The 1998-nt window shown below is 48.6% G+C and carries 2 protein-coding genes; one reads left to right on the forward strand and one right to left on the reverse strand.

Annotation, left to right across the window (positions count from 1 at the left end):
• Positions 1–358 (forward strand): HAD family hydrolase (locus tag ACR0P9_RS11600; protein ID WP_432620313.1); only part of this gene is annotated, 358 nt, incomplete at its 5' end.
• A 37-nt stretch (positions 359–395) separates the two neighbouring features.
• On the opposite strand, the gene ade is transcribed toward ACR0P9_RS11600, so the two are convergent.
• A partial coding sequence (ade, locus tag ACR0P9_RS11605; protein WP_432620315.1) for an adenine deaminase occupies positions 396–1998 on the reverse strand: 1603 nt, incomplete at its 5' end.

The following is a 1998-nucleotide window of genomic DNA, read 5'->3' on the forward strand; positions in this document are numbered from 1 at the left end:
CGCAGGCAAGCGCTGCTTTATGGTCACGAGCAAACCAGAAGCCTTTTCCACTCGCATTGCAGATAAATTTGGATTGACGCCATATTTAGAAGCCATCTGCGGTGCTACATTGGATGGAAAAATGGATGCTAAAGAGCAAATTGTCGAACTGGCGTTGCAGCGTGCAGGCAATCCAGATCCATCCGATGTAGAAATGATTGGAGATCGTTTGTTTGACGTCGAAGGCTCCCGCAAGCATGGTATTTCCTGCACCTATGTATTATATGGTTTTGGCAGCCGTGAGGAAGCAGAAGCGCATCACGCCGCGCACATCGTCGAAACACCGGCTCAGCTGAAAGACTTGTTATTATCTCTGTAAACCACAAAACCACCGGTTAAACCGGTGGTTTTGCTTTTTATTGTGCAAGAAACTGCATGTTTTCTACATCAAATACACCACGTGGCGTAATCCGCAGTGCCGGAATAACCGGAAGCGCCAAGAAGGACAACAGCGTCAGCGGTGAAACACCCTTCGGCACGCCCATTTCATGCGCCTTGGCAATCATAGCAGAAAGTTCCGTCTGTACGGCATGGAATCCCGCATCGCTCATAAGACCCATGATCGGAAGAGGTACGGTATATAAAATCTTTCCGTTTTGTACCAGCGTATATCCGCCGCCAATCTCACGCAAATGTTCTATGGCGCGCAGCATATCTGCATCATTGTCTCCAATGACAGACAAATTATGGCTGTCATGCGCCACAGTGGATGCAATCGCACCGTTCTGGATATTAAAGTCCATGACCGCACCGACACCGACCTTGCCCGTATTGTGATGTCGTTCTACCACAGCGATTTTACTGTACAAATCATCCGGTTGGAACAGACCATTCTTCTGCGGCAGGCGCACTTCTTCATGCCCCGTAATCAGTTCATTCGGAATGACGCGAATCACTGCATTCTTTTCTCCGACTGGCAATTCCAACTGTTCCGGTCTGACCGGCAGACTGTGTACCGTTCGGCGCAGCGGGCTGTCCTGCGGCAGCTTCGGCTGTGCATGGAAACCGCTGACATCCTTGCCCTTATAATATACTGTGTGAATCTTAATTGTTTCCAAATCATCCAGTACGATGAGATCCGCCTGTAATCCCGGTGCAATCGCGCCTGTTTGATGCTCTAGTCCGTAATGCCGCGCCGTATTAATAGTAGCCATGCGAATGGCGTCAACCGGTGCGATACCGCAGTCAATCGCTTTTCGTACACAATGGTCAATATGTCCTTCGGTATGAATATCTTCAATATGCTTATCATCGGTACAGAACGAAAAACCGCTGATGTCCATGTTGTGCATGATAATGCCATTGACAATCGGTTCCAGATTGCGGGCAGCACTGCCCTCTCGGATATGAATATGCATACCCAGACGGCGTTTTTCCAGCACTTCTTCTACTGTAGAGCATTCATGATCGTTTGTAATGCCAGCCAGCACATAAGTGTTGAGCTGTTTTCCCGTCAAGCCCGGCGCATGTCCATCTTTTGGTTTTCCATCAAACAACGCGAGCTTCTCTGTCATCACGGGATCAGCATTTACGGTAGATACATAATCCATAACTTCGCCCAAGCCCAAAATGCGCGGATTATTTTGATATTTTTTCATTTCCGCCGCATCAAAAGTGCATCCATTGTCCTCGAACGGCAGTGCCGGCACACAGGACGGCATCATCACATAGACATTTGCCGGAACATCTTCGGTCTCATCTAAGATATAATCAATGCCTGCCGCGCCGCTGACATTGGCAGCTTCATGTGGATCGGCAATATAGGTTGTCGTGCCGCATTTGACCGCCTGCTCGACCAGCTCCGCCGGTGTCACCATCGTCGATTCCAAATGCAGATGTCCATCAATAAATCCCGGACACAGATATTTTCCTTTCAGATCAATTTCTTGTTTGCCGCTATATTCATCGCCAATGCCAACAATCACACCATCTGTGACAGCAACCGATGTGCGCAAAATC

The organism is Butyricicoccus sp., assembly GCF_050872565.1.
Lineage (GTDB): Bacteria > Bacillota > Clostridia > Oscillospirales > Butyricicoccaceae > Butyricicoccus_A.